We start from the raw sequence: 23642 nt of genomic DNA, 5'->3' as shown, positions 1-23642 counted from the left end.
CACAGATATTTCATGCACCATCCCGCCAAGCCAATATAGACGGCAATTTTCAGGCGATAGCCATGATAATCACCGTCATTCGGCCATCTTCACGCTTGCATCCTGAAGGTGGCCGTCCCCATTGGTCTGGCGACAAGGCCTTTAATAGAATCTCGCCTCGCCTTCCGGGCGCGTCTTGAACCGTTTATGCAACCAGAAATATTGTTCCGGCATCTCGCGTATGCGGTCTTCGATAAAGGCGTTCATGCGGCGCGCATCGGCGACGTCGTCGCCACTCGGGTAGCTCTCCCATGCCGGGTAGAACGTCAGCACGTACCCTTTGCCGCCGGGCAACAGGCGCGTGATACTGGGCACGACTTTCGCACCGGTCATCTGCGCGATGCGCGGCAGCGAAGTCATGGTCGCGGCAGGCACGCCGAAGAAAGGGATGAACGCACCGTCTTTGATCCCCTGATCCTGGTCCGGCGGATAGACGAAGGGCATGCCTTTGCGCATCCCCTTCAGAATGGGGCGCAATCCCTCCTGCCGCGAATAGAGGTGCTGGTTGCGAAAACGGGCGCGCTTCTTGAGCAACAGTTCAGTCAGGTAGCGGTTCTTCTGGTTCGCATACATGCACACCGTGTCGGTGCGCTGTGCTATCCATTGCCCGCCCGCATCCATGCCGACAAAATGCGGCGTGAGCAAAATGGAAGGCTTGTCCTTGATTGCCTCAAAATGTTCGACACCCTCGACGCGAATCAGGCTGTTGATCCTCTCGGCGCTAGACCACCACAGGATGCTGCGTTCGATCAGGCCGCGCATAAACATTTTGAAATGGGCACGCACAAGTTTTTTGCGCGCGTCGTCCGACATCTCGGGGAAGCACAGTTTCAGATTGATCATGCCCACCCGGCGACGTTCAACGGCGAAAGGATAGGCCAGTATCCCCAATCCGTTACCGATGGCAACGATGACGGGAAATGGAAGAAAATGAATCAGCCAGAAAATGAAAACACCAAGGCGAGCCAGCATCACTTGTCCCCAGTGGCGTCCGGCGGCAGCGCGCCACGCGGTACTTTGTAACGGTTATAACTCCACAGGTATTGTTCGGGACAATTGCGTATCACCGTTTCCAAAGCCGCGTTGATCTGCACCGGGACGGAATTGGCCATATCGATAGTCAGGGGCGCGAAATGCAAGGCGTAGCCTGCGCCATGTGGCAAACGCTCGCTGCTGCACATCACCACCGCTGCGTTGCTGGACTTGATCAACTTCCCTATCAGCGTCATGGTGTATGCGGGACGCCCGAAGAAAGGTGCCCACTCGCCCTCGCCATTACCAGGCACCTGGTCGGGCAGTACGCCGATGATCCCGCCGTGCTTGAGCGTCTTGAGCATCTGTCGTACGCCGCCCAGATCGGTCGGTGCCAGTTTTGTCTGGCCGCGTGCGCGACCTTCGTGCATCAGCTTGTCCAGAAACGCCCAGCGCGGGGGACGATACATGGTGGTGATCGACAAACGCGAAGCGATAAACAGGCTGATGATTTCAAAACAACCGAGATGCGGTGTCAGCGCAATCACGCCCTTGCCCTGCGCTAGTGCCGCTTCCATATGTTCCCAGCCGTGACATTGCTTGACGCCGGTGAGCACGTTCTCCAGCGGACGGCGCCACACCCAGGGCAGCTCCATGACGCCCTTGCCTGCTTCTTTTACGTTTGCATGCAACAAGTTGCGGAATTCTTCTTCAGAATGCGTGAGGCCTGCTTTGTGCAGATTTTCGCGCAAACGTGCCGCATAACGCCTTGACGACAGATACGTTACCCAGCCGAACAGCATGCCGATCCGGTGCAATACCGACAAAGGCAGACGCGCTAAGACATCAAACAGAATAATCATTCAAGAAAAATCCATTAATTCGATAAAGGCGGGGATTTGGTATACTGCGCGCCCATTTAACTACAGAAGAAACAATCGGAGAGCCATGAGCGAATACTTTTTTACATCCGAATCCGTGTCCGAGGGCCATCCGGACAAGGTTGCAGACCAAATTTCCGACGCCATCGTGGATGCGATTCTAGCGCAGGACAAACATTCACGCATCGCAGCCGAGACATTGGTCACCACGGGTTTGGTCATTCTGGCCGGAGAGATCACCACCAATGCCCAAGTGAATTTCGCCAAAGTTGCACGCGACACCATACGCCGCATTGGGTATGACGACCCGAACCTTCGCTTTGATGCTGACGGTTGTTCCGTTCATATCTGCTATGGCACGCAAAGCCCGGACATCGCACAGGGCGTGGACAAAGCCTACGACGACACGCTCGATCAGGGCGCCGGCGACCAGGGCCTGATGTTCGGTTATGCCTGCCGCGAGACCGACACCCTGATGCCCCTTCCTATCTATCTTTCGCACCGCCTGGTTGAGCGTCAGGCACAGATGCGCCGCGACGGCCGCTTGAGCTGGCTGCGCCCGGACGCAAAATCGCAAGTCACCATCAAATATGTGGACGACAAACCATTCAGCATCGACACCGTGGTGCTTTCCACCCAGCACTCTCCGGAAATGACGCTGGAACAGATCCGCGAAGCCGTCATTGAAGAAGTCATCAAGCCCGTATTGCCCAAGGAACTCATCAAGGGCGACATCAAATATCTGGTCAACCCGACCGGACGTTTCGTCATCGGCGGCCCGCACGGCGATGCCGGTTTGACCGGACGCAAGATCATCGTCGACACCTACGGCGGCGCGGCCCCGCACGGCGGCGGTGCGTTCTCCGGCAAGGATCCGTCCAAGGTTGACCGCTCTGCCGCCTACGCCGGTCGTTATGTGGCGAAGAACATCGTCGCTGCCGGTCTGGCCGACAAATGCCTGGTACAGATCAGCTACGCCATCGGCGTGGCGCAACCGACGAGCATCATGGTCACCACCTATGGCACGGGCAAGATCTCCGACGAGAAGATCACCGCACTGGTCAAGAAGCATTTCGACCTGCGTCCCAAAGGCATCGTGCTGATGCTCGACTTGTTGCGTCCGATCTACCAAAAGACTGCTGCCTACGGCCACTTCGGTCGCGAAGAGCCGGAGTTCAAGTGGGAGGCCACCGACAAGGCAGCCGCTCTGAGGGCTGACGCAGGACTGTAATTCGCATTACCCACCCTCCGAGGGGTGCTGCAGCGGGTCTGGACAACCAGTCCCCCGTCAGGCTCGGAGCCAGTGGTTCACCCGATTCAACCGCACCCATTCATTAACTTTTTAGATGAATGGAGCAATCATGAACGCTGCCGTAAACGGTTTCACCGACTATATCGTCGCCGACATGTCCCTCGCTGACTGGGGACGCAAAGAACTGGCCATCGCCGAAATCGAAATGCCCGGCCTGATGGCCATCCGCAAGGAATTCGCCAAGACTCAACCGCTGAAGGGCGCACGCATCACCGGTTCGCTGCACATGACCATCCAGACCGGCGTGCTGATCGAAACGCTGAAGGCACTGGGTGCAGAAGTGCGCTGGGCTTCCTGCAACATCTACTCCACCCAGGACCATGCAGCCGCCGCCATCGCCGCGACCGGCACACCGGTGTTTGCCGTCAAAGGCGAAACACTGGCCGAATACTGGGACTACACGCATCGCATCTTCGAATGGGCGGACGGCGGTTTGTCCAACATGATCCTGGACGACGGTGGTGATGCCACGCTGTTGCTGCATCTGGGTGCACGCGCTGAAAAGGACGCATCGCTGATCAGCAAGCCAAGTTCCGAAGAAGAGACTTGTTTGTTCGCTTCGATCAAGGCCAAGCTGGCTATCGACAAGACCTGGTATTCCACCCGTCTCGCTGCCATCAAGGGCGTGACCGAAGAGACCACGACCGGCGTGCACCGCCTGTATCAGATGCATGAACGCGGCGACCTGAAATTCCCCGCCATCAACGTCAACGATTCCGTCACCAAGTCCAAGTTCGACAACCTGTACGGTTGCCGCGAATCGCTGGTGGACGGCATCAAGCGCGCAACCGATGTGATGATCGCCGGCAAGATCGCCGTCATCGCCGGCTATGGCGACGTGGGCAAGGGTTCTGCGCAAGCCATGCGTGCCTTGTCCGCACAGGTCTGGGTGACAGAGATCGACCCGATCTGCGCGCTGCAGGCCGCGATGGAAGGCTACCGCGTGGTGACCATGGATTACGCCTGCGAACACGGCGACATCTTCGTGACCACCACTGGCAACTTCCACGTGATCACGCATGACCACATGAAGAAGATGAAGAACCAGGCCATCGTGTGCAACATCGGCCACTTCGACAACGAGATCGATGTTGCCTCGCTCAAGCAGTACAAGTGGGAAAACATCAAGCCGCAAGTCGACCACGTGATTTTCCCCGACGGCAAACGCATCCTGTTGCTGGCCGAAGGTCGTCTGGTGAATCTGGGTTGCGGAACCGGCCATCCGTCTTATGTGATGTCGTCTTCGTTCGCGAACCAGACCATTGCCCAGATCGAGCTGTATACCCGCACCAAGGAATATCCGGTCGGCGTGTATACCCTGCCCAAACATCTGGATGAGAAGGTCGCGCGTTTGCAATTGACCACACTGAACGCACAGTTGACCACCCTGACCGACCAGCAGGCGGCTTACATCAACGTACCCAAGGAAGGCCCTTACAAAGCCAACCACTACCGCTACTAATCTGTTTGTGCGGGTATGATACTCAGGGGCGGACGTCAGGTTCGCCCCTCTTAACTTGTTAAATGAAAAGATGCTGATACGACTGCTGCTTATCTGGACATTGAACGCCCTCGCCCTGGTGGCGGTGGCGAACTTCGTGCCGGGCATACACGTCGACGGGTTCACGGAGGCGTTCATCGCGGCTTTTGTGCTGGGTCTCGTCAACACGTTAATCCGTCCGATCTTTCTGGTGCTGACGCTGCCGGTCACCATGCTCACGCTGGGGCTGTTCATCTTCGTCATCAACGGCTTGATGTTCTGGTTCGCGGGTTCCATCCTGCGCGGCTTCGTGGTCGACAGTTTCTGGTCCGGCGTATTCGGCGCAGTCCTGTACAGCATCTTTTCCTGGGCGCTGAGTTCAGCCGCCGCACAACTACTTGTGAGAAAAAATGGAAAGCCCAACAACACCGATCAGTTTTGAATTTTATCCGCCGCAGACACCGGAGGGCGTCGAAAAGCTGACTGCAGCTCGCCAACGCCTGGCTGCAATGAAGCCGGAATTCTTTTCAGTCACTTTCGGCGCGGGTGGCTCCACGCAGGATCGCACGCTGGAAACGATCAGGCAGATACACGCCGAAGGCCATAACGCCACCCCGCACCTGTCCTGCGTCGGCTCCACGCGCGACAACGTCCGCGCACTGCTGTTCGCCTACAAGGACATGGGCATCAAACGCATCGTCGCGCTGCGCGGCGACCTGCCTTCCGGCATGGCCAGCATCGGCGAGTTTCAATATGCCAACGAGCTGGTGTCGTTCATCCGCGCGCAGACCGGCGAGCATTTCCATATCGAGGTCGCCGCCTATCCGGAATTTCATCCGCAGGCGAATTCTGCACGCGAGGACATGCTCAACTTCAAGCGCAAGGTCAATGCAGGCGCGAATTCGGCCATTACGCAATATTTCTACAACACGGACGGCTATTTCCGTTTCGTCGATGAATGCCGCAAGCTCGGCGTCACGGCCCCCGTCGTGCCCGGCATCATGCCCATCATGCGCTTCTCGCAACTCGCACGCTTTTCCGATGCTTGCGGCGCCGAGATCCCGCGCTGGATGCGCAAGACGATGGAAGGTTACGGCGATGATGTGGAATCGGTGCAGAGCTTCGGGCTGGATGTCGTCACGCAGCTATGCGAAAAGCTCATTGCGGGGGGAGTGCCCGGTCTGCATTTCTACACACTGAACCAGGCCAACGCTTCGCTGGAAATCCTGAAACGTCTGGGCTACCGATGAACACCTTGCGCGCACCCGAACTGCTATTGCCTGCCGGTACGCTAGACAAGATGCGTACCGCCTATGCCTTCGGTGCGGATGCGGTGTATGCCGGCCAACCGCGCTACTCTCTGAGAGCGCGCAATAACGAATTCAGGCTGGAAGAATTGCAAATCGGCATACAGGAAGCGCACGCGCTGGGCAAGAAACTGTTCGTCGCCAGCAACCTGATGCCGCATAACGCCAAGGTGAAGACCTACATGGCGGACATGGAACCGGTTATTGCGATGCGGCCGGACGCCCTGATCATGGCCGACCCCGGGCTGATCGCCATGGTGCGCGAGCGCTGGCCCGAGATGCCGATCCACCTGTCGGTGCAAGCCAACACCGTAAATTACGCGGCCGTGAAATTCTGGAAATCGCTCGGCCTAACTCGCGTGATCCTCTCGCGCGAACTTTCACTGGACGAGATCGAAGAGATCCGCCAGGAATGTCCCGACATGGAACTGGAAGTGTTCGTGCATGGCGCGCTGTGCATCGCCTATTCCGGTCGCTGCCTGCTCTCCGGTTATTTCAACCACCGCGATGCGAACCAGGGCACCTGCACCAACTCGTGCCGCTGGGACTATAAGGTGGACAATGCCGCCGAAGACGGCACGGGCGACATCCAGAAGATCGACTTCGATTTCGACAAGGCGCTCAGCGACAGCCCGCTATCCGATTGCGGTTCTCAACCGCGCCATCCAGAAGCTGACAAGGTGTACGTCATCTCGCGCAAGGATCATCCGGGCGAGCTGATGCCGGTGCTGGAAGACGAGCACGGCACTTACATCATGAACTCCAAGGACCTGCGCGCGGTTGAACATGTCGAACGCCTGGCAAAGATCGGCATCGACTCGCTCAAGGTGGAAGGCCGCACCAAATCCATCTACTACGTGGCCCGCACCGCACAAGTGTATCGCCAGGCCATCGACGACGCCGTCAAAGGCCGTACTTTCAACCTGGAACTGCTGGGCGCGCTGGATGCACTGGCCAGCCGCGGCTACACCGACGGCTTCTACGAGCGTCACCACACGCACGAACAGCAGAACTACATGCGCGGCCACTCCGAAAGCTTCCGCCAGCAATATGTCGGCGATATCGTGGCCTGTGCAAATGGCGTGGCCGAGATCGACGTGAAGAATAAATTTTCAGTTGGCGACAAACTCGAGATCATCCATCCTTCCGGCAACCACACCATCCAGCTCACCGAAATGCACAACCTTGAAGGCAATGCAGTCACTGTCGCACCCGGCAGCGGGCATCGCGTGCAGATACCGTTGCAGGGTGAAATGACAAAAGGAATGGTGGCGCGCTTCATCTAAGCTGACATAAGGAATCCATCCATGATCTTCTCCAGCCTCTCGCAGTCCGACCGTTACACCGCGCTGCATCCCCTGTTTCCTCGTGCGTTCGACTATATCCGCGACACCGACCTGTTCAATCTCGCGCCTGGCCGTTACCACATTCTTGGCGAGGACCTGATCGCGATCGTGGAGCATCTGCCGGGCAAGACGCGCGAAACGGCCAAGCTGGAGGCGCACCGGCGTTACATCGATATCCAGATGGTGCTGGACGGGTCAGAGGAGATGGGTTGGAAACCGCTGGCGGATTGCCACAATCCGGTGAGCGAGCACAGCATCGAGAGGGACATCCGTTTCTTCCACGATGCGGCTGTGTCGTGGATCGCCGTGCCACCCGAACATTTCTGCATCTTCTTTCCGGAGGATGCGCATGCGCCGCTGGTAGGCGACGGCCTGATACGCAAGGTAATCTTCAAGATTGCCGTGAATCCGGTACAACCCTGATTAACCCGGTAAAGTCCGCTTACATTAAATTCCGGGATTCACAGCAGCTTCATGGTTTGCAGTTTTTTCTTCAGCATTTTGATCTGCGAATCTTTGTCAGTCAGCTGTTTGTCTTTGTCAGTCAGCTGTTTGTCTTTATCGGCCAATTGTTTCTCTTTCTTGGACAGCTGATCATCCTTCTCGACCAGTTGTTTGTCTTTCTGTTCCAGTTCGGCCACTCCCTGCTGGATCCCATTGTTGGCCGCTGTCAGGCGTGCTTCATAATCCTGTATGGTTGCCTCGCCATTGGGCTGATTTACGGCATCCGTGGCTGCGCGCTTGATTTCCTCAACCTGCTTTTCCAGCGGCAAATCGCGCAGGTCTCTGAGTTTCAACGCAGCGGAGATGCTCCGCAACCGGTCTTCTTCCTGCAGAACAATTTTTTCAAGGGTGACCCGGTCAGTACCTGATGCCTTGCCTTCGGGTTGCACATTCTCCTGAGCTCCGACGTCGCTCGTCACACCGCCCACCGAAGCAACACTGGCCGCGCTAATCTTCAGCTGGATTTGCAACAGGGCAACGCGCTCATTGATCTGTTGTGCGTGGCGCGCGGCAAACGTGGCTTCCGCGCCCAAGCGCTGCACCAGTTCCTTGTCGTCATGCGCGGCGGCGATCCGGCTCTTGGCGTCCTGGTACACGCGCAGTGCCTGGCTATAAGTCAACGGTGCCTGCTTGTCGGCGTTCTTCATCCTGCTGTCTGCGTTGATGAGTTCGCTTTCATGCAGCGCACCTTCCTGGATGGCCTTGATCACCAGATCCAGCATCGACTGGAGCAAAGCCGCCTTTTCCCTGTCAATGCTCTCCGGCTGCTCGCGCTCCACTTTTCCAATCAAACCGGAAAGATCGCCCATTACTTTTTCATATTCCCTGGGCAACAGTTTGGGCGCGCCGTGTTCTTCCAGTTGCGCCTTGTACTCCAGCTCCTTGGCAAAACGGTATTGCACGATGGCCATTACGGCTCTGCCTTTTTCCAGAATGGCATCGCCCTTGGCCGCGTTGCTTACCAGCACCTCCCTGGATTTATTGCCCAGCGCACTCTGGCTTTCGCTCAGGACTTGCGAAGCTTCGCGGAAATAACTCGGCGCCAGGAATGGCATGTTGGCATTCCTGGCATCGTTCACGTTCTTTTCCAGGGTGGCCACTACGTCAAGATCGGACAGGTCGTTGTATTTGGCGACATGCTCCGCAGAAGGCTTGATATTGGTGCTGACCGGGGTGGTACATCCGGCCAGAAATAAGGCGCACAAGACACACAGGATACGAATTTGCCCGGAATACATTATTTGCTCCAATTCAACGTTTGCATGGAAAGGCTTGTTCACGAATATACAAATTCTATGTCAGATTTCCTGATCGAAGGCAACATCGCCTTCATCCACCGCCGTTCCCAACTGGATATTTTTGAAGTCGAACAAATTCGCGTCGAGCAGGTGTGAAGGTTTGACGCTTTGCATGGCGGAAAAAATGGTCTGGGAACGCCCCGGATACTGGCGTTCCCACTGTGTGAGCATCTCTTTAATGTTCTGGCGTTGCAGGTTCTCCTGCGAGCCGCACAGGTTGCACGGGATGATGGGGAATTCCATGCCGCGCGCATAACGGGCGATGTCCTTCTCGGCGCAATAGGCCAGCGGACGGATGACGATGTGGTCGCCCTTGTCGGTGACCAGCTTGGGCGGCATGGCTTTGAGTTTGCCGCCGAAGAACATGTTCAGGAACAGCGTCTCCACCATATCGTCGCGGTGGTGTCCCAGCGCGATCTTGTTCGCACCCAATTCTCCCGCCACTTTGTAGATGATGCCGCGACGCAGCCGCGAACAGAGGGAACAGGTGGTCTTGCCCTCGGGGATCTTGGCCTTGACGATGGAGTAGGTATCCTGTGTCTCGATGTGAAAGTCCACGCCGAGATTCTTCAGATAATTCGGCAACACATCGGCCGGGAAGCCCGGCTGCTTCTGGTCGAGGTTCATCGCCACGATCCTGAAATCGATGGGCGCGCGTTTGCGCAAGGTGAGCAGGATATCCAGCAGGGTATAGGAATCCTTGCCCCCGCTCAGGCACACCATCACGGTATCGCCCTCTTCGATCATGTTGAAATCGCCGATGGCTTTGCCGACCATGTGCTCCAGCCGTCCCTTAAGGCGATTGAAGTTGGTGGAATGGTGCTCGAAATGGATGGGTTGAGTGATGTCGTTCATTTTAGTTTCAAAGGTTGATACTGCGCCCCCCGTCGACCGCCAATATCTGGCCCGTGATATAGGGTGCGTCGGCGATCAGGAATTGCACGGTCCTGGCGATGTCGTCCGGCTCGCCCTCGCGTTTGAGCGGAGTATGTGCAACGAGTCTGCGGCGCTGTTCCACATCTTGCCACGCTGCGCTTTCCGGCCAGAGATTGATGCCCGGCGCGACCCCGTTAACACGTATCTGCGGCGCAAGTTCCTGCGCCAACGCGCGGGTGAGCCCAGCCAGGCCCGTCTTGGCCACGTTATACAGCAAGTGTCCGTGCATCGGAAAATCGGCGTGGATATCGACGATATTGACGATGCATCCGTGGCTGCGGCGCAACTCGCTTGCAGCTGCCTGAGCCAGGAACAATGGCGCCTTCAGGTTGGTGCCGAGCAGGTCGTTCCATTGCTGCTCGTTCATTTGATCCAGCGGCGTGGGATAAAAACTGGAGGCGTTGTTGACCAGCGCATGGAGATGACCGAATTGCCCGATGGCCTCCTCTATCACGCGCGGCAAGGCGGAGATATCCAGCAGGTCCGCCTGCACGGTGCAGGCCGAATCGGGACGCTGCTCGTTCAATTCGGCACGCAGAGCCTGCGCATCCTGCAACGAGACATGACAATGGATTGCGACGTTCGCGCCTGCCGCATGCAAACGGCGCACGATAGCCGCGCCGACGCGCTTTGCCCCGCCTGTCACCAATACTGTTTTGCCTTGCATCGTATTCCCCACTAAACTCTCGCAACTGTTGAATTATACCCGACCATGCCCATCACCTTGCCTGTCCCCGGACCCGACGCTCTTGTTCACAGCGCCAAATTGTGCGACCTCATCCGCAACGACATTGCCGCACAGGGCGGATGGATTCCCTTTTCACGTTTCATGGAATTGGCGCTATATGCGCCCGGTCTGGGTTACTACACCGCCGGATCCAGAAAATTTGGCGGGGAGGGCGATTTCATCACTGCGCCGGAACTCTCCACCCTGTTCGGCAGGACCGTCGCAAAGCAATTGATCGAAGTGATGCAGGCCAGCTCGCCGCACATCCTGGAACTCGGAGCGGGCAGCGGAAAACTCGCGCTCGATATTCTCGGCGAACTCGAACGGCGTGACGAACTGCCGGAAAGTTATTCGATACTGGAGGTAAGCGCCGATCTGCGCGAGCGCCAGCAGGCACTGCTGCGCGAAAAACTGCCGCATCTCGCGGATCGCGTGCACTGGCTGGATGCCTTGCCGGAAAAAATCTCCGGTGCAGTCATCGGCAATGAGGTGCTGGATGCGTTTCCGGTCCATCTGATGTACTGGACGAATCAGCGCATCTTGGAACGCGGTGTGACAACCGTAGCCAACCATTTCAACTGGCAGGACAGACTGCCGGAATCACCAGTGCTGCTCGACATCGCAATGAAAATCAAGGTGCCCGACGATTACCTTAGCGAAATCTCGCTCACCGCGCGCGGTCTGATCGCCAGCCTGTGCGAGCGCATTGAAACAGGAGCCATGCTGTTCATCGACTACGGTTTCGGTGCAGGCGAGTATTACCATCCGCAACGGACACGCGGCACCCTGATGTGTCATTACCGTCACCACACGCACGATGATCCGTTCTATCTGCCGGGCCTGCAGGACATTACTGCGCATGTGGACTTCACCGCTATCGCTGAAACCGCAATCGATCACGGTGCACACTTTCTGGGCTACACCTCGCAGGCGCATTTTCTGATCAATAATGGTGTGACGGATTTTCTCGGTGAGGTCTCACCGGAAAATGTAAAAGCATATGCACCGCTTTCCGCGCAATTGCAAAAACTCACCAGCCCTGCCGAAATGGGCGAGCTGTTCAAAGTCATCGCCCTGGGCAAGGGATTGGATCAGCCTTTGTCGGGATTCCTGCGCGGTGACTTATCGCGCGGTTTGTAACCACATTTGGATTCTGATTGAGGAATAGCATGTCTCACAGGCACAGTTTCGCGCCAATAAGCAATTCCGATGCAAGGGTGTTGATTCTGGGTAGCATGCCTGGCAATGTATCGCTGGAAAAAAACGAGTACTACGCCCTGCCGCAGAATGCCTTCTGGAAAATCATGGGTGAGTTGGTGGGTGCCGGCTTGTCTCGCCCATATGAAGAACGAGTTTCCATTCTGAAGTCTTCCCGCATCGCCTTATGGGATGTACTGGCATCATGTGAACGCAAATCCAGTCTGGACGCTGATATCAGAAAAGGCACCGAGATCGGAAATGATTTCGAAACTTTCTTCAAGCAACATCTGCATATCAAGCATGTATTCTTCAACGGAGCGAAGGCAGAACAAAGTTTCAAAAAGTTCGTAATCGGGAAACAGAAACTACCGCCACTGACATTTCACCGTCTGCCTTCGACCAGCCCGGCACATGCCGGAAAGAGCTATACAGACAAACTGCTGGCATGGCGGGCAGTCATAAGCGGTTGATCCGGAATTTTGCAGCTCAGGACCGCTGCAATCGCATTGCACTCTTTGTGTCTGGAATGAGCGGCACAAAAAGTGCGAAGCAGATAAGCTCTTGCCTGTTTAATATCTGCTACGACACCCGGACTTTATTCCGGGTTTTTGGAGGATTGTTCAGAAGGCAAATCAAAGCGGCGCGCCATCTTGAAATGCCCGGCCCAATAGCCTTCCAAGTTTGAGATTCTGACGCCGCCCGTACGATTGCTTGCGTCATGGATGAACTGATTATTGCCAAGATAAATCCCGACATGGGAAACGGCTCGGCGCTTGAGGCGAAAAAACAGCAAATCGCCCGGGTGCAATTCTGCCAACTGGATGCTTGTCCCAATCAGACTGATGGCCCTTGCACTGTGTGGCAGCTCTATTCCTGCGGCTTGATCGAAAATGTAACGCACAAAGCCGCTGCAATCAAAACCGGTTTCAGGGCTTACGCCGCCCCTGTGGTACGAAACTCCAATCTGATTGAGGGCCAGCTGCAACATACTCTGGATAGCATCCGGCAGGCTTTCCAATTTGGGCTGATCCGCACCATTGACACCGGGTTGTTGCATGGGGCCGGTTTGTTCAGCCGCCAGGATGCCCCTGCTCAGAAACAGTACACATACGAATAGAATAATTCTCACAGTCATTTGGTGTATCCGCATTTCTTCAAAATATCTCGGGTGATCCGTTATATGGCCTTGGTAATGGCTTCCACCGCCATGATGCGCGCCTCGCGTACCCTGTCGGCGATCAGATTCTTGTCCGGGCATGCGCGCGCGATCTCTCCGGCATTCACTGCCTGTGCAGCTTGCGCACAGCGCAGCAGATAGGCTGACTGCGGATAGGCATCCTGCTCGTGTCCGGTACGCCCGTGTGCATCTGATTCGCATGCCTGCAATAGCTGCGTGAAACGTTCCGGCTTGCGCCACAGATCGCAGCTATCGAACAGTTTCACAATTGTGTCGGCACGCAGTTCCCTGGCGCGATGCACATTGCCGTGGTGTCTCGCCACGAGCATAGCCAGATCGCGGCATTCGCCGGGTACACGCAGCCGTTCGCACACATCCTTCAGGTGTTCGACGCTGCGCATCTCATGGCCGATGTGGCGCGGCAGGGCATTCGCGGGCGTGCTGCCTTTGCCCAGATCGTGCCCCAGTGCGGCAAAGCGAACTTCGAGGGGATAGCCGTGCTGCGCAGTATCGTCCAGCACCAGCATGGCATGAATGCCGCAGTCTATCTCGGGGTGGTACTGGGGCGGTTGAGGCACGCCAAACAGCGCATCCAGTTCCGGCAATATCTTTTTCAGTGCACCGCACTCGCGCAGCGTGGTGAAGAAACGCGACGGATGTTTTTCCATCAGGCCGCGCGCCAGTTCCTGCCATACGCGCTCGGCCACCAGTGCATCGACTTCGCCGTTTTCCACCATCGTGCGCATCAGCCTCAATGTCTCCGGCGCGAAGGTGAATCCGAAGCGCGCCGCAAAGCGCGCGCCGCGCAGGATGCGCACCGGGTCCTCGGCAAATGCGGCACTCACATGGCGCAACACGCCCGCCCTCAGGTCGGCCTGTCCGCCGTAGGGATCGATGAGTTTGCCGTCTGCATCCTGTGCAATGGCGTTGACGGTGAAGTCGCGGCGCAGCAGGTCCTGCTCCAGCGTCACTTCAGGTGTGGCATACACGGTGAACCCTTTGTAACCCTGAGCCACCTTGCGTTCGGTGCGTGCCAGCGCATATTCCTCATGGGTTTCGGGATGCAGAAACACCGGAAAGTCGCTGCCCACCGGTTTGAAGCCGCGCGCAACCATCTCATCCGGCGTGCTGCCCACCACCACCCAATCGTGATCCTGCACGGGCAAGCCGAGCAACCGGTCGCGAACTGCACCGCCGACGCAATAGATTGTCAGATCGTTAACGTTCATCGCGATAGGATTTCTGGTTCTTCGCGTTTTGCGCCTCGATGGTGCCGAGCCGCTGCTTGAGCGATTGCGAAGTCTGTCCGAACAGCTTGGAGTAATACATGGTGTTGCTCATGACCTTCTTCACATAATCGCGCGTCTCGTCGAACGGAATGGTCTCGACGTAGATCGCTCCTTCCATCGGCTGTGTGCCGCGCCATTGCCGCGCCCTGGTCGGGCCCGCGTTGTATGCGGCGGATGCCAGCACCGGGTTGTCGTCAAATTGATGCGAGACCGTTTTCATGTAATACGTGCCGAGCTGGATGTTCACATCCAGCCGATGGATCAGCCCCTTGCGGTAGCCCTTCATGCCGATCTGCCTTGCCACCCAGCGCGCCGTATCCGGCATGATCTGCATCAATCCGGCTGCGCCGACATCGGATTTTGCCATGGTCGCAAAACGGCTTTCCTGCCGCATCAGACCGTACACCCATGCCTCCTCCAGACCGTGCTTGTGCAGGTCTTCCTGCATGCTTTCACGGTACGGTGCGGGATAGCGCAAGTTGAAATCGTGCAGCTGCACCGTGCGATCCGCCGCATTGATCGAACGGTCGTACATCTCGTTGCGGCGTGCCACTTCGGCTGCCACCAGCAATTGCCGGTCACTGAAGTTCCGCGTTGCCCAGGCCCATTCCTTTGCGGCTTCGGTACGCATGTCCATGCGATACAACAGCAGGGTGCGCTGTATCGCAGGCATGGCCTGTATGGTTTCGATCTCGGTATCGCTCGGCTGGTAATGCACCGAACCCATGCCCGCACCCGGCGCGCCCCCCAATTCTTCGGAGGCTAGCTGTCCGTAGAAATTATATTCGCGACTCAGATCGGCAAATAACATCTCGGCTTCTACAGGCCGTCCCAGTGCCATAAGTGCGCGGCCTTTCCAGTATCGCCACGCCCCTTCGCTTTGCTGTTGCTGCGACATCGCACTGATGCTTTCCCACACTTCGTGCCAGTTGTTCGCACGCAATGCCGCGCGGGTGCGCCATGCCAGTTGTTTTGGATTCAACGCCGCATCGCCTGCCACCGAATACCAGAGCAATGCCCGTTCGTCATGGGCTTGTGCACCGGCGTAGCCCTGCCAGCCGAAGAAATAGCGCTGTTCGTCCTCGGAAAAATAATTGGCCATATGTTCCCAGCGCGTATAGGCGATCTGCGGCGACTGTCTGGCCAGGCGTTGCAGGGCGAACAAGGCCGCCATTCGCCGTCCCATGCCTGCGTTCTCGAATTTGGTCCTTTCCAGATAGCGCCTCGGATTTCCCGCTGCAACACTCAACTCGGCAGCCGGAAAGACTTGCGCCTTGGGCAGCTTTTTGATCAGTTCTCTGGCCAGCGTAGTGTTGTTGTTCTCCAGCGCCAGACGCATGCGCTGCCATACATCGGCCTCGCTTATGACGCCTTGCTTGATCGCTTCCGTGAACAATGGGGTACAACTATCCGGCATTTCTTCGCTGTTGAACCACAGCTTGCGTGCTTCGGCCAGCGCACCGGCAGCATCGGTTTGTCGACGCAGTTGCAGGGCATAACACGTCAGTTCGTCATCCGTGCTCACCAGATGCGGGTATTCTTCCGCAAATTCGTCCCAGCTTTCGTGCTCACCGAGATATTTGAGCCACTCTCCGCGAAACTGATCGACCACCGGGGATTCGTCGGTACGTGCAAGAAATGCCTTGATCGCGGGTGTCGCTTTCGTGCCCCAGTGCATGTGCAACTGGTAATAAGTCACGTAGGGCTCCAGCGGGGTTGTACTGAGTTTCTCCGCCACTTTGTCCAGGCGTGAGGAATTGCCAGCGCGTAACGCGTCACGTGCGATGCGAAAATCACTTTCTTGGTCGGCCAGCGCACACGCAGGCAGCACCAGCAGCAGGAACAATACAAATCTCATGGAAGTACTCAGGATCAACTGGGTACAGAATACCACATGCGCCTTGCGCCGCGTTACCGAAAGTGCCCGGAAACGGCGCCAAATAAGGGATACAGAGAGGGTGGCCTCAGCAGTGAGGCCGCCCGGGAAGACACATCATCAACACTGATACTTATACATTTTATGCAGGAACGCATCGACATCCACAGTCGCCAATTCGCCGGGAAGTACCGAATGTTTATCCATTTCGCTGACCGGTTGATCGCCGACCAACGCAAGTTGCGGATTCCATTCCGCATACATCACTTCGTCGCCATATCCTTCATCCGCAACTGTTTCGCGCTCGATCTCGTATCCGCTCATGTTCATCGTGGTAGCCATATCACACCTCCGCATCCGGGGCGATTTAAAATCTGTCGACCCTGCCAATAATGTATCGGCCCGGACGCGGAAAAGCTTAGCTCAACTTGCAGCCAACTTCGATGCGTAAGCCGTATCACAATCGATGGCTGAATTTTGCGCTTAAGCAATCCTTAAGAATGGCGGCTTAATCTCAAATGCCTTATTGCAAATTATTACGACATAAGAGTTTGTTTATTGTCAGGTAAACGCGCAGTCTGACCTGTTACCGCGGGCGGAGCCTGAATTGATGTTTGATTAGCTCCAGATTTCATTCAAGCCGAAGTTCTGTCTCTCAATTTTCATTATTTTAATCAAGGAGAAGTACCATGAAAATGAAGCGTACCTTTCTCGCCGTCGTTGCGACGGCATCAATTGCCGGTACCGGCCTCGCCAATGCCGCCAATAGCTCCGAGCCGATTCAACCCATCGAAGCGGTCAAAACCAGCAATCCGGCCCTGGTCGAACTGGGCAAGAAGCTGTTCTTCGATCCACGCCTTTCCAAGTCAGGTTTTATTTCTTGCAACTCCTGCCACAATTTGTCCATGGGCGGCACCGATAACATCAAGACGTCTATCGGTCACAACTGGCATCAGGGTCCGATCAATGCGCCTACCGTCCTTAATTCCAGCATGAGTTTGGCCCAGTTCTGGGACGGGCGTGCGGCAGACCTCAAAGCCCAGGCCAGCGGCCCTATCGCCAATCCCGGCGAAATGGGTTTCACCCACGAACTTGCTGTCGGGGTTCTGCAATCCATCCCTGCTTATGTCGCCGAGTTCAAGACCAACTTCGGGTCAGACAAGGTGACCATAGGCGAGGTAACCCAGGCTATCGCTGCTTTCGAGGAAACCCTGGTGACGCCAAACTCGCGTTTCGACAAATGGCTAAAGGGTGACAAGCATGCTTTGAACGCCAACGAAATTGCCGGTTACAAGCTGTTCAAGGATAGCGGTTGCGTGGCCTGCCATAATGGCCCCGCAGTGGGCGGCAATTCCTATCAGAAGATGGGCGTTGTCGAGCCCTACAAGACCACCAACCCGGCGGAAGGCCGTTCGGCGGTCACCGGCAAAAATGAGGATCGTTTCAACTTCAAGGTTCCGACCCTGCGCAACGTTGAATTGACCTATCCCTACTTCCATGACGGCGGAGCCGCTACGCTTAAAGATGCCGTCAATACCATGGGCAAGATACAACTTGGCAAGAAATTCACTGATGGAGAAAACGCCCAAATTGTGGCTTTCCTGAAGACGCTGACCGGAGATCAGCCTTCATTCAATTTGCCTATCCTGCCGCCTTCATCCGACAGCACTCCGAGGCCGCAACCGTTCGACAACTAAACCAGGTAACCGGGGGCGCAAGTCCCCCGGTCTTGCTCATCCACAGCCTTGCGCACTTTCCGTCACGGTCCGTTCCAAACCCACCCGCGCAACAATGGAGATGCAATCCGGCATTCCCTGTATGAAGTATGGATACTTTGCGGAAATATTGCCGCCATATGCATCAGGCTGTTAAATTCTTGCGGAACGCGACAGCATACAGTTCAGCATGCCCATTCTAAACATGCTGCCAATCGCAGTAACGGATGGAAAACATAAGGATCAGACATGACAATCATCCAAATGAGTATCGACGCCCCACAGGTCACCCTTGTTGCCAACGAGCGGGAAATCATGGACCAACTTCTGCACCTGGAAGGTTCGAGGGTACTCGAACTCGGCTGCGGCAAAGCGGAGAAAACTCGTCTGGTCAGTGAAAAAGCCGCTTCGGTACTTGCCCTGGAAGTGGACGAACTTCAGCTCGCAAAGAACAAGATGATCGGGGATCTGCCCAACGTCCGTTTCGAGTACGGCGGCGCCGAAAATATTCCTGCCGCCGATTCGAATTTCGATATCGTGTTGATGTTCAAGTCCCTGCACCACGTACCGTCCGAATCCCTCGACAACGCTTTTTCCGAAATCTGCCGTGTATTGAAGCCGGGTGGCATGGCTTATATCTCCGAGCCAGTCTATGCCGGAGAATTCAACGAAATACTCCGGCTATTCCACGACGAAAAGAAGGTACGCGAAGCCGCTTTCGCCGCCGAAGTGCGTGCAGTCTCAACTCGGCAGCTAACACTGGTCCAGCAGAAATTTTTCTTGCAACCTTCGCATTTTGAAAGTTTCAGTCAATTCGAAAACCAGGTTCTCAAAGTGACCCATACCGATCACCAACTATCACCTGCCCTGCTTGAAGAGGTCCGCTCAAAATTCAACCGGCACATGTCCCCGACTGGAGCGGCATTCCTCACCCCCATCCGAATCGACCTTTTCGCAAAACCGGCTCCGTGAAAATTAATTAATAATTCGCAGTACCGGGGGCGGTAGCATTCGGCGGGGCGGCAGAAAACATACAAGTGCCTGTCGGACGATCATCTTGCCGATCTGTGTCCGGCATCCGAAACTGCACTCTACACTTCTGCCGACAACTTCTGACAAGGTGGGAAACATGCCTGAAGCCGCCGCACTGCAAGGACTCACCAGCACCGAAGCCCTGCAACGGCAGTCAACGTACGGGCCCAATGCGGTGGCGGAAGACCGCCCTCATGTCTGGCTTGTTTTCCTGCGCAAATTCTGGGCACCGGTGCCCTGGATGCTGGAAGCGACGATCGCCTTGCAATTCGCGCTGGGCAAGCCGGACGAAGCCGCCATCATTGCCGCCCTGCTGGCATTCAATGCCGTACTGGGGTTTGCGCATGAAAATCGCGCCAACAACGCATTGGCAATGCTGAAGAGCCGCCTGGAGATTCAGGTCCGCGTCTTGCGTGACAATATCTGGCAAAAATTACCGGCTCAACAACTCGTACCGGGCGACGTGGTGTACCTGCGCATGGGCGACCTTGCCACAGCGGATATTCGTTTGCTTGACGGCAAATTGCTTCTGGATCAATCCGCACTTACCGGCGAATCGTTGCCGGTTGAAGCAGGTTCCGGATCTTTTGTGCATGCCGGCGCCATTGTGAAGCGCGGCGAAGCACCGGGCGAGGTCACCGCAACCGGAGTCCATACGTTTTTTGGCAAGACGGCCGAACTTGTGCGTAGCGCCAAGTCCGTAAGCCACCTGGAAACGCTCATCGTTACGATCGTCAAATATCTGGTGACACTGGACGCGATCCTGGTTGCCGCCTTGTTGACATACAGCGCGTTGTACGGAATCCCCCTGACCGAAGTGCTTCCTTTTGCGTTGATCCTGCTGGTTGCTTCCGTGCCCATCGCACTGCCGGCTACCTATACTCTCGCAACGGCGCTCGGTGCGCTGGAACTGGCCAAAAACGGCGTTCTGGTGACGCGTTTGTCGGCCATCGAGGAAGCCGCCGCAATGGATGTGCTGGCAAGCGACAAGACCGGCACCATCACTCAAAACCGGCTGGCGCTCACCGCGCTCCGTTCATACGCACCCTATAACGACAAAGATCTGCTGTATTGGGCTGCGCTCGCCTGCGACCATTCGACACAAGACCCGATAGATCTGGCCATTCTGGATGCCGCGCAGGTACGCGGCTTGCTGTCCCAACTGCCTCGGCGCCTGGGCTTTATTCCGTTCGACCCGGAGACCAAACGTTCCGAAGCGCAGTATGACCAGAGCGACAATAAATTGCGCGTGCTTAAGGGAGCACCGCGCGTGATTGGCGGGCTGGTCGTGAATGGAATCGACATCGGCTCTGACGTGGAAAAATTGGGGGCGGACGGTTCGCGCGTCCTGGCCGTTGCCATCGAAACCGGCAGCAACGGTTTGCAACTTGCGGGGTTGGTGGCACTGCAAGATCCGCCAAGGGAAGACTCCCGAATGTTGATCCAGGATCTGCACAATCTGGGAGTGCGGGTGTTGATGGTTTCCGGCGATGGTCCATCCACGGCACGCGCGGTGGCTGAAAAAGTGGGTATCGGCGCACGCGTGTGCGCGCCGGAAAAGCTGCAGGAAGCCATCGAACAAGGCGCTTTGGACTACGATGTATTTGCCCGCGTGTTGCCTGAAGACAAGTTTCGTCTGGTGCTGGCGTTGCAGCAAAGCGGACATGTAGTCGGCATGAGCGGCGACGGCGTCAACGATTCGCCAGCACTCAAGCAGGCCGAGGTTGGCATAGCCATGGCCAATGCCACGGATGTCGCCAAGGCCGCCGCCAGCCTGGTGCTGACCAACCCCGGACTGGGAGACATCAAGGCTGCGATAGAAACCAGCAGGCGCATCAACCAGCGCATGCTTACCTACACCATGAACAAGATCATCAAGACACTGGAGATCGCCATCTTCCTCAGTGTCGGTGTCATGCTGACGGGCGTGTTCGTGATCACCCCGCTGCTGATGGTGCTGCTGCTGTTCACCAACGATTTCGTCACGATGTCCATCGCCACGGACCATGTTTCTTTCTCGCGCAAACCCGAACGCTGGAACATTCCCAACCTGATGCTGACGTCGGGCATTCTCGCCGGCTTCGTGCTGATCCTGTCGTTCGCCGTGTTTTTTGCCGGGCGCGACTGGCTGCATCTGCCGTTGAACCAGTTACAGACGCTGATCTTCGTGATGCTGGTCTTTACCGGTCAGGGTAACGTTTATCTGGTACGCGAGCGCCGCCATTTCTGGCAATCGCTGCCGAGCCAATGGATGCTGATTGCTTCCTTGCTCGATATCGTCGTTGTCTTTATTTTCGCCACAAAGGGCATACTCATGACTGCCATACCCGTTGAACTGGTCGCCGGGCTGGTGGCACTGGTGATGGTTTATCTGATCGCGGTGGATTTCATCAAGATACGCGTGTTCAAGCATTTCGGCTTCTAGATAGCCATCTGAACATTCTGGTGGATAAGATCGTGGTAGAGGATAAAACCGCCACCATCAGGAATAAGTTATGGGGCTTTAGCGGAGACAATGCTGAAAATAAAAATGGGCGACTTGGATCAAGTGCCCACTTTTAACCCGAATTGGTGCGCTCGGCGGGAGTCGAACCCACGACCCTTGGCTTCGGAAACCAATACTCTATCCAGCTGAGCTACGAGCGCTTTGAAACGGCGCGCAGTATAGCGTTTTTTTGCATGCCCCGCCCGCGCCGGATAGCGCAAAAAATGCTATCGTACACAACATGAGCTTCTCCAATCCCACCCCTCAGGATATTTGCAAATTGTTGCGCGAAGTTCGCAGCGTGGCCGTGGTCGGCCTTTCATCCAACCCGAACCGCCCCAGTTTCCACGTGGCGCAGGCCTTGCAAAGCTTCGGTTACCGCATCATCCCGGTGCGCCCGTTGGTGACGGAGGTGTTGGGCGAGAAGGCCTATCCCGACTTGGAAAGCCTGCCCGAACTGCCCGACATCGTGGATGTATTTCGCGCTCCCGAGCATGTGCCCGCTATCGTTGATAGCTGCATCAAGCTGGGCGTCAAGAATCTGTGGTTGCAGGATGGCGTGGTGCATGAGGAAGCTGCGCTACGGGCAAAACAGGCGGGCATCAACGTGGTGATGGATCGCTGCATGTTCCGCGACCACACACAATTGTGCGGAACCGGCTCTTGAATAAGGCGCGTTGCGTCTGGTGCGGTGACGATCCCCTATATCGGGCGTACCACGATACCGAATGGGGGGTGCCTTTGCACGACGACCATTTGCTTTTCGAGTTCCTGATCCTGGAGGGCGCGCAGGCCGGATTAAGCTGGATCACCATCCTGAAAAAACGCGAAAACTACCGTGCCGCGTTTGATGGTTTCGACGCAACACGGATTGCCCGTTATGATGCGAATAAAATAGAATCGTTGTTGCAGAATCCGGGGATTGTCCGCAACCGGCTGAAGGTGGCTGCAGCCGTGACCAACGCCCAAAAGTTTCTCGACGTGCAGTCCGAATTCGGCAGCTTCGATAAATTCATCTGGCAGTATGTCGACGGCAAACCAAAGCAGAACGCAAGGCGCAGCATCGACAAAATCCCTGCCAGCACGCCGGAATCGGATGCGATGAGCAAGGAGCTAAAACGGCGCGGATTCAAATTCGTCGGCAGCACCATCTGCTACGCTCACATGCAGGCAACCGGCATGGTGAACGACCATACGACAGACTGTTTCAGATATAAAGAACTACTGAGATGACCCTTAAATTCACCAAAATGCACGGCGCAGGCAACGACTTTGTGGTGCTCGACGGAGTGCGCCAATCGATCGCATTGTCGCCCGAGCAGATCCGCTTCATCGCCGACCGCCATTTCGGCATCGGCTGCGACCAGGTATTGCTGGTGGAAAAAACGCACCGCGAAGATGCGGATTTCCGCTATCGCATCTTCAATGCCGACGGCGGCGAAGTGGAGCAATGCGGCAACGGCGCGCGTTGCTTCGTGCGTTTTGTGCACGAACACAAGCTCACCGGCAAGCGCGAGATCGTGGTGGAGACCAAGAGCGGACTGATCTCGCCGCGCCTGGAAGATGACGGGCGCGTTACCGTGAATATGGGTGCGCCGATCTTTGATCCGTCGCAGATCCCTTTTGTAAGCGATAGCCATGAAGTGATCCAGCCCTTGCAAATTGGCACAGAGGTTCTGCACATTACCGCCGTATCCATGGGTAACCCGCACGCCGTACAAGTGGTTGAGAATATCGAAGCCGCTCCCGTGACCACGCAAGGGCCTCTGGTCGAACATCACCCGCGGTTCCCCAAGCGCGTGAACGCCGGTTACATGCAGGTCGTGAACAGGACTCATATCAGGCTGCGCGTGTTTGAGCGCGGTGCAGGCGAAACCCTGTCCTGCGGCACCGGCGCTTGCGCTGCCGTCGTTGCCGGCATCCGGCGCAAGCTGCTGGACAACACCGTAAATGTCGCCACACGCGGCGGTTCACTCAGCATCACCTGGGCCGGCGAACATTCGCCGGTACTGATGACCGGCCCGGCCATCACGGTGTTCGAGGGCGAGATCAACTTGTAGAAAGTA

The 23642-nt window shown here is 56.5% G+C and carries 23 protein-coding genes, 1 tRNA gene and 1 riboswitch; of the genes, 14 read left to right on the top strand and 10 right to left on the bottom strand.

What is annotated here, in order from left to right:
• Positions 1-141: 141 nt before the first annotated feature.
• Positions 142-1011 carry an LpxL/LpxP family acyltransferase gene (locus QOY30_RS00735; protein ID WP_283742729.1) on the bottom strand — a complete coding sequence of 290 codons (870 nt, stop codon included), beginning with the start codon at positions 1009-1011 and terminating at the stop codon, positions 142-144.
• Positions 1011-1874, bottom strand: coding sequence for a lysophospholipid acyltransferase family protein (locus tag QOY30_RS00730; RefSeq protein ID WP_283742728.1), 864 nt, complete (start codon positions 1872-1874; stop codon positions 1011-1013). The genes QOY30_RS00735 and QOY30_RS00730 overlap by 1 nt, the downstream gene beginning before the upstream one ends.
• 85 nt (positions 1875-1959) lie before the next feature.
• Here QOY30_RS00730 and metK point away from each other — a divergent pair, with 85 nt between their 5' ends.
• From metK to QOY30_RS00700, 6 genes are all read left to right on the top strand, one after another.
• The gene (gene metK / locus QOY30_RS00725; protein WP_283742727.1) at positions 1960-3123 is read left to right on the top strand and encodes a methionine adenosyltransferase; all 1164 of its coding nucleotides are present in this window, start codon (positions 1960-1962) and stop codon (positions 3121-3123) included.
• Between the two features lie 13 nt (positions 3124-3136).
• A riboswitch (S-adenosyl-L-homocysteine riboswitch) is annotated at positions 3137-3228 on the top strand.
• Between the two features lie 25 nt (positions 3229-3253).
• Positions 3254-4666 (top strand): adenosylhomocysteinase, encoded by a 1413-nt coding sequence (gene ahcY / locus QOY30_RS00720; RefSeq protein WP_283742726.1) that lies wholly within the window; start codon positions 3254-3256, stop codon positions 4664-4666.
• A 76-nt stretch (positions 4667-4742) separates the two neighbouring features.
• Positions 4743-5126, top strand: a complete 384-nt coding sequence (locus QOY30_RS00715) for a phage holin family protein (RefSeq protein ID WP_283746000.1) — start codon at positions 4743-4745, stop codon at positions 5124-5126.
• Positions 5095-5934 (top strand): methylenetetrahydrofolate reductase [NAD(P)H], encoded by an 840-nt coding sequence (metF, locus tag QOY30_RS00710; protein WP_283742725.1) that lies wholly within the window; start codon positions 5095-5097, stop codon positions 5932-5934. The genes QOY30_RS00715 and metF overlap by 32 nt, the downstream gene beginning before the upstream one ends.
• Positions 5931-7277, top strand: a complete 1347-nt coding sequence (trhP, locus tag QOY30_RS00705; protein ID WP_349496668.1) for a prephenate-dependent tRNA uridine(34) hydroxylase TrhP — start codon at positions 5931-5933, stop codon at positions 7275-7277. The genes metF and trhP overlap by 4 nt, the downstream gene beginning before the upstream one ends.
• Positions 7278-7298: 21 nt before the next feature.
• Complete coding sequence (locus QOY30_RS00700) at positions 7299-7760, top strand: NanQ anomerase/TabA/YiaL family protein (RefSeq protein WP_283742724.1); 462 nt, start codon at positions 7299-7301, stop codon at positions 7758-7760.
• 38 nt (positions 7761-7798) lie between these two features.
• Here the strand turns inward: QOY30_RS00700 and QOY30_RS00695 are convergent, their stop codons facing one another.
• Genes QOY30_RS00695 through QOY30_RS00685 form a run of 3 tightly spaced genes read right to left on the bottom strand, consistent with a single transcriptional unit; the run spans position 7799 to position 10742 of the window.
• Complete coding sequence (locus QOY30_RS00695) at positions 7799-9079, bottom strand: hypothetical protein (RefSeq protein ID WP_283742723.1); 1281 nt, start codon at positions 9077-9079, stop codon at positions 7799-7801.
• A gap of 60 nt (positions 9080-9139) precedes the next feature.
• Entirely contained in the window at positions 9140-9994 is an 855-nt protein-coding gene (gene ttcA / locus QOY30_RS00690) for a tRNA 2-thiocytidine(32) synthetase TtcA (protein ID WP_283742722.1), read from the bottom strand.
• 7 nt (positions 9995-10001) lie between these two features.
• Positions 10002-10742 (bottom strand): pteridine reductase, encoded by a 741-nt coding sequence (locus tag QOY30_RS00685; protein WP_283742721.1) that lies wholly within the window; start codon positions 10740-10742, stop codon positions 10002-10004.
• A gap of 45 nt (positions 10743-10787) precedes the next feature.
• Between QOY30_RS00685 and QOY30_RS00680 the strand changes: the two genes are divergently transcribed.
• Both QOY30_RS00680 and QOY30_RS00675 read left to right on the top strand, forming a co-directional pair.
• The gene (locus QOY30_RS00680) at positions 10788-11942 is read left to right on the top strand and encodes a class I SAM-dependent methyltransferase (RefSeq protein ID WP_283742720.1); all 1155 of its coding nucleotides are present in this window, start codon (positions 10788-10790) and stop codon (positions 11940-11942) included.
• A 29-nt stretch (positions 11943-11971) separates the two neighbouring features.
• Entirely contained in the window at positions 11972-12472 is a 501-nt protein-coding gene (locus tag QOY30_RS00675; RefSeq protein ID WP_283742719.1) for a DNA-deoxyinosine glycosylase, read from the top strand.
• Positions 12473-12597: 125 nt separating this feature from the next.
• On the opposite strand, the gene QOY30_RS00670 is transcribed toward QOY30_RS00675, so the two are convergent.
• The 4 genes from QOY30_RS00670 to QOY30_RS00655 form a co-directional block, all read right to left on the bottom strand.
• The gene (locus QOY30_RS00670) at positions 12598-13137 is read right to left on the bottom strand and encodes a C40 family peptidase (protein WP_283742718.1); all 540 of its coding nucleotides are present in this window, start codon (positions 13135-13137) and stop codon (positions 12598-12600) included.
• Between the two features lie 41 nt (positions 13138-13178).
• Complete coding sequence (locus QOY30_RS00665) at positions 13179-14393, bottom strand: multifunctional CCA addition/repair protein (RefSeq protein ID WP_283745998.1); 1215 nt, start codon at positions 14391-14393, stop codon at positions 13179-13181.
• Between the two features lie 4 nt (positions 14394-14397).
• Positions 14398-16326 carry a lytic transglycosylase domain-containing protein gene (locus QOY30_RS00660; RefSeq protein ID WP_283742717.1) on the bottom strand — a complete coding sequence of 643 codons (1929 nt, stop codon included), beginning with the start codon at positions 16324-16326 and terminating at the stop codon, positions 14398-14400.
• A gap of 138 nt (positions 16327-16464) precedes the next feature.
• Positions 16465-16686 carry a hypothetical protein gene (locus QOY30_RS00655; RefSeq protein WP_283742716.1) on the bottom strand — a complete coding sequence of 74 codons (222 nt, stop codon included), beginning with the start codon at positions 16684-16686 and terminating at the stop codon, positions 16465-16467.
• A 353-nt stretch (positions 16687-17039) separates the two neighbouring features.
• On the opposite strand from QOY30_RS00655, the gene QOY30_RS00650 reads away from it, so the two are divergent.
• The 3 genes from QOY30_RS00650 (at position 17040) to QOY30_RS00640 (ending at position 21516) form a co-directional block, all read left to right on the top strand.
• Positions 17040-18041 carry a cytochrome-c peroxidase gene (locus QOY30_RS00650; protein WP_502958700.1) on the top strand — a complete coding sequence of 334 codons (1002 nt, stop codon included), beginning with the start codon at positions 17040-17042 and terminating at the stop codon, positions 18039-18041.
• Positions 18042-18308: 267 nt separating this feature from the next.
• Positions 18309-19031 (top strand): class I SAM-dependent methyltransferase, encoded by a 723-nt coding sequence (locus QOY30_RS00645; protein ID WP_283742714.1) that lies wholly within the window; start codon positions 18309-18311, stop codon positions 19029-19031.
• A gap of 157 nt (positions 19032-19188) precedes the next feature.
• Entirely contained in the window at positions 19189-21516 is a 2328-nt protein-coding gene (locus QOY30_RS00640) for a plasma-membrane proton-efflux P-type ATPase (RefSeq protein WP_283742713.1), read from the top strand.
• A gap of 144 nt (positions 21517-21660) precedes the next feature.
• On the opposite strand, the gene QOY30_RS00635 is transcribed toward QOY30_RS00640, so the two are convergent.
• Positions 21661-21737, bottom strand: a tRNA-Arg gene (locus QOY30_RS00635).
• Positions 21738-21817: 80 nt separating this feature from the next.
• On the opposite strand from QOY30_RS00635, the gene QOY30_RS00630 reads away from it, so the two are divergent.
• The 3 genes from QOY30_RS00630 to dapF are packed head-to-tail and all read left to right on the top strand — an operon-like array spanning position 21818 to position 23636.
• Positions 21818-22243: a CoA-binding protein gene (locus QOY30_RS00630; RefSeq protein WP_283742712.1), complete on the top strand. Its 426-nt coding sequence runs from the start codon at positions 21818-21820 to the stop codon at positions 22241-22243.
• Positions 22240-22809 (top strand): DNA-3-methyladenine glycosylase I, encoded by a 570-nt coding sequence (locus QOY30_RS00625; protein ID WP_283742711.1) that lies wholly within the window; start codon positions 22240-22242, stop codon positions 22807-22809. Before QOY30_RS00630 ends, QOY30_RS00625 begins: the two co-directional genes overlap by 4 nt.
• Positions 22806-23636 (top strand): diaminopimelate epimerase, encoded by an 831-nt coding sequence (gene dapF, locus QOY30_RS00620; RefSeq protein WP_283742710.1) that lies wholly within the window; start codon positions 22806-22808, stop codon positions 23634-23636. Before QOY30_RS00625 ends, dapF begins: the two co-directional genes overlap by 4 nt.
• Positions 23637-23642 lie beyond the last annotated feature (6 nt).

Source organism: Sideroxydans sp. CL21 (assembly GCF_902459525.1).
Taxonomy (GTDB): domain Bacteria; phylum Pseudomonadota; class Gammaproteobacteria; order Burkholderiales; family Gallionellaceae; genus Sideroxyarcus.
Note: the sequence above shows the minus strand (reverse complement) of the source record. Positions and strands in the feature narration are given on the sequence as shown.